Raw genomic sequence first — 4,542 nt, forward strand, 5'->3', positions numbered from 1 at the left:
TTCAAATATTTTCTGAAGATCCATTCAAATATTTTCTGAAGATCCATATAGCTGTGCTTTCCTTCAAGGTAAAGTCGTACAATGAATATTTTCTGTTCGGCAGAAAAATTAGCCATAAAAAACACCCCGTAAATGTTAGTTTGGTGTCTAACATTTACGGGGCAGTTCAACTTGATGAAAATCGAATCTGTCTACAGTTTTTTATGTACAATTTGAAAATTTGCCTGAGCCCGCGGAGGAGGGACATATTTGACAAGAATGTGAGAAAGAATCAAGAATACAAAGAAAAGGTTTCGGAATGATACCATCCGAAACCTTTTTGTTTACACACTGAGACGATCCGTTGAGGATCATCTTCTTTTATCTCTTTCTGCCAAGTCCCATGCCATTATACATTTTTCTGATCATTTTATTGGCTTCAATATTCGCCTTTTCTGCACCGCGGTCCAGAATTTCATCCAATTCAGGTGAATCGATCAATGCATTATAGCGTTCTTGGATTGGCAGGATTTCTCCAAGAACCACCTCAGCCAAATCACTTTTAAAGTCACCGTAGCCTTTGCCCTCATACATCTCTTCAATTTCTGAATAGGATTTTCCACTGAAAATGGAGTATATGGACATCAGGTTGGAAACACCTGCTTTGTTTTCCTTATCGTAACGGACAATTCCTTCCGAATCGGTAACTGCGCTCTTGATGTTTTTTTCGATTTGCTTCGGATCATCCAATAAGGCAATCGTCGCCTTTTTATTAGGATCGGATTTGCTCATTTTCTTGTTTGGTTCCTGAAGGGACATGATACGGGCCCCTTCTGTAGGGAGGCTGATTTCCGGGATTTTAAATATGTCATTATGCTTTTTATTGAATCGTTCAGCCAAATCGCGTGTCAATTCTAGATGCTGTCTTTGATCTTCCCCGACAGGGACCACATCTGTACTATAAAGGAGAATATCGGCAGCCATCAACGGCGGGTAAGTGAGCAGTGCTGCGGATACCCCTTCTTTGCCAGCGGATTTGTCCTTGAATTGTGTCATTCTCTCAAGTTCCCCGATATAGGATATACTCTGTAAAATCCAGCCTGCCTGTGCATGCGCTGGTACTTCTGATTGAATGAAGATGGTATTCTTTTCAGGATCCAGGCCAATGGCCAGATATAAAGCAGCCAATGTTTTAATGTTTTTCCTTAACTTGATGCGGTCTTGTGGAACTGTAATTGCATGTTGGTCAACAATACAAAAGAAACATTCATATTCATTTTGTAAATTAACGAATTGTTTCATGGCTCCGATGTAATTTCCTAAAGTAACGGAACCGGATGGCTGAATGCCGGAGAAAATCCTTTTCAACTGCTAGTCACTCCTCTAAATACGTTTATTGATAAATGGATATTCGCTCTTCATTATTGTAAGGATAAATAGAAAATGAATCCACATTCTTTGAAAGAAATGTGCATGTTCCTTTGTGGGGAAACGCTCATTTGAATCTTGTGGAGGGCCGTTTTGTCCTGTATCGATGCCATTTTGAGAATACGAAATGTCCACTATACTGTATTTTAGCATTTATTCATATTAAATGTATAATCGAAACGGAAATCAAGCCAATAGAAAGGATTTTCCGTTTCTTTTTTTTGACATGGAAGAAATGAAGGCTTCAAGGAAAATCAAACCGTTTAACATATATCACAATGAGCAGACCATTTTAGGGAAGGATACTCACAAGGGAATACAGGATTGTGAACGTATTCTTAAGCTGAAACTTTGTAAAGCAGTTTTTTTAATTTATTTATCAATTATAGGAGTAAAGTTAATTGTTTGTGGTATTAAAGAAAGGGGTTTATTATATTTGTTGAATATTGATGACTGATGGCGAATGAGGTGGAGAAAATGAAACCAATGTGTAAATGGTTGATGACAGGTATGTGCTTATTCCTGATTCAACAGCCAGTTCATGCGCAAGGCATGAACGAAACCAGGCAGGTAGCATTAGAAAATAAAGAATTGCCTGCGAGCGTACCGCGATTTGTTTTTGATTCGGGGTTGAAATTCGACTATCCGGATGCTGTACGCGGAATATATGTGACAGGGCCTGCAGCGGGTGGCAATAAATTGAATGAACTTATTAATTATGTAGATGAAACCGATTTGAATGCGATGGTCATTGACATTAAGGATGACAAGGGGAATGTAACGTATAAAACGGAAGATCCCGACTCTCCATATGCTGGGATTGGTAAAGACTACATAAAAAACCCAAGGGCAATGCTGAAAAAATTTGAGGATAAACAGATTTATCCGATTGCAAGGGTTGTCGTCTTTAAAGACTCCCTTTTGGCCAAAGAGAAACCGGAATTGTCTTTTTTAGATGGTGAAAAGGTATGGAAGAATGGCCGAGGGGAAGCCTTCGTTAACCCATTCTTAAAAGAAGTGTGGGATTATAATGTCGGTATTGCCATTGAAGCGGCAAAGATGGGTTTTAAAGAAATTCAATTTGACTATGTCCGTTTTCCCGAAGGATTCGAAAATAAAGAAGATGATTTGAAATATGATGTCGGTGAATATGATGAAGCGAAAATGAGTCATACAGCCAAAAGGGTTCAGGCAGTGACGGATTTCGTAAGTTATGCGAGGAAGCAACTGGAGCCATACGATGTCGAAGTGTCAGTTGATATTTTTGGATATGCGGCTACATTGCCTGAAGCTCCTGGAATTGGGCAAAACTTCACAAAAATCTCTGAGAATGTTGATGTAATTTCCTCGATGATCTATCCGAGTCACTGGACATCTTATTTTGGTATCGAAAAGCCTGATTTGGAGCCTTATAATCTCGTTAAGGAATATGCGAAATTGGAGAACGGGAAGCTGAAGGAATTAAAAACACCACCTACTTCAAGACCTTGGCTCCAAGATTTTACTGCCTCTTATTTAGGCGATGGAAATTACCAAAGGTATGGTAAGGAAGAAGTGGAAGCCCAAATAAAAGCATTGAATGATAATGGTATTGATGAATACTTATTGTGGAATGCAGCAAATCGATATACAAAGGGAGTAGACTATACCCCATGAAAAAAAGGATGACCTAGGAAGTTCCTTCCGGTCATCCAATTTCTCTCTGAATTACCGCTTTTTATTCCCGCCAACTTGACTCCACCCTGACTGAATTCGTTTCGATTGATCGAAAATATGAGAGTGACGTTTCCCGCCAAACCATTTTTCGCCGATGCCATTCGTCACAACGCCATTCACAGCCGTAATGCCAATAACGCAAGCGGCGACTAAAAAAAAGTCCAAAAAGTAGCTGATCATCAAAACCCTCCTAATATTTTCAAGCTATTCAAGTTCCATTGTAGTGGATAAGAAAAAATCTGGAAAGTATAAACTAGCAAATGAGGAGATTAAATTATGAATTGGTATGAAAAGCTAAACCAGTATTTCCCTATTGAAGAAATGAAGTCAAAAGAACACATAGAAGTTCTTTTAGAAGATAAACAGGAAATATATAAAAAGGATGAAGGTCCCGACCATGTTTTATTATATGTGGAAGGGGACGAGTTTATATTCGTTGATTACCTTTTTGTATCAAAGAAATCAAGGGGGCAGGGACTTGGAAGGAAATTAATTCAAAAATTGCAAAAAAAGCAGAAAACGATCTTGCTGGAAGTAGAACCAGTACAAGAAAATGATGATGATACATTTAAAAGGCTGAAATTTTATAAAAGGGAAGGATTCAAGCACGCCTCTTCGATTTCCTACAGCAGAAAATCGCTTGCCACCAAGGAGAATACGCCTATGGAAATCTTGTATTGGCCGGCAAATCCATCTGTTGATGAAGAAGATGTATTTGATTTCATGAAAGAGATTTATTCTGAAATCCATACTTACAAGGATGATGATCTTTATGGGAAATCTTATCAAGATGTAGAGGATGTACTTAGCTTGAATGCAGGTCAGGAAACCGATATTTTTAAAGAGATGGAAGTTTGAGTAAAAAGGGCCGGTTGTTAACCGGCCCTTTTTAGTTTGTCGAAATCATGTTTTTTTGGAGAACTTGGTTAATATTCAATAAAGTTATTTTGGATGTCCAATATATTGAGAAATTTGCCATACTCCTGCCAAAATGCTGGCTAGCCGAGACCCCGCAGACGCTAGCGTCGAGGAGGCTTGGCTGGCGGAAAGGGGAGCGGGTTTCTGGAATCAACTGGAACGAAATTTTAAGAAAAAACCGAAGGCTAGACTCATCCCGAACCAAATTTAAGAATAGGTGATCCTTGATGTTTTTTTACTGTAATCCTTAAAGGATGGAAGAAATTTGCGGGACTCCTGCCGAATAACTGGGTAGCCAAGACTCCACGCCGCTTACGGTGAAGAGGCTTGGCAGACAGTCGGCGGAAAGGGAGCGGATTTCCGAAAGTGGGTATTTGTAATGATTTCCACTCCAGGCACTCGCTTTCCGCGGGCGGTCCAGGGAGCCTCCTCGGCGTTCGCCTGCGGGGTCTCCCTTGGCCACGCTTTTCCCGCAGGAGTCTCGTACCTTACGTTCCAATC

Annotated in this window: 4 protein-coding genes; 2 read left to right on the forward strand and 2 right to left on the reverse strand. The window is 39.8% G+C overall.

Annotated elements, in window-relative coordinates:
- Positions 1-360: 360 nt before the first annotated feature.
- A complete protein-coding gene (gene trpS, locus AC1DIV_RS29545) occupies positions 361-1,347 on the reverse strand; it encodes a tryptophan--tRNA ligase (protein ID WP_063591819.1) in 987 nt (328 codons plus the stop codon).
- Positions 1,348-1,917: 570 nt separating this feature from the next.
- Here trpS and AC1DIV_RS29550 point away from each other — a divergent pair.
- Positions 1,918-3,063 (forward strand): putative glycoside hydrolase, encoded by a 1,146-nt coding sequence (locus AC1DIV_RS29550; protein WP_251539047.1) that lies wholly within the window; start codon positions 1,918-1,920, stop codon positions 3,061-3,063.
- A gap of 51 nt (positions 3,064-3,114) precedes the next feature.
- Here the strand turns inward: AC1DIV_RS29550 and AC1DIV_RS29555 are convergent, their stop codons facing one another.
- Positions 3,115-3,303, reverse strand: coding sequence for a hypothetical protein (locus AC1DIV_RS29555; RefSeq protein ID WP_034314508.1), 189 nt, complete (start codon positions 3,301-3,303; stop codon positions 3,115-3,117).
- A gap of 96 nt (positions 3,304-3,399) precedes the next feature.
- Here AC1DIV_RS29555 and AC1DIV_RS29560 point away from each other — a divergent pair, with 96 nt between their 5' ends.
- The gene (locus tag AC1DIV_RS29560) at positions 3,400-3,981 is read left to right on the forward strand and encodes a GNAT family N-acetyltransferase (protein WP_340875294.1); all 582 of its coding nucleotides are present in this window, start codon (positions 3,400-3,402) and stop codon (positions 3,979-3,981) included.
- The last annotated feature ends 561 nt before the right edge of the window (positions 3,982-4,542 follow it).

This window comes from Peribacillus sp. 05N428, assembly GCF_056397085.1.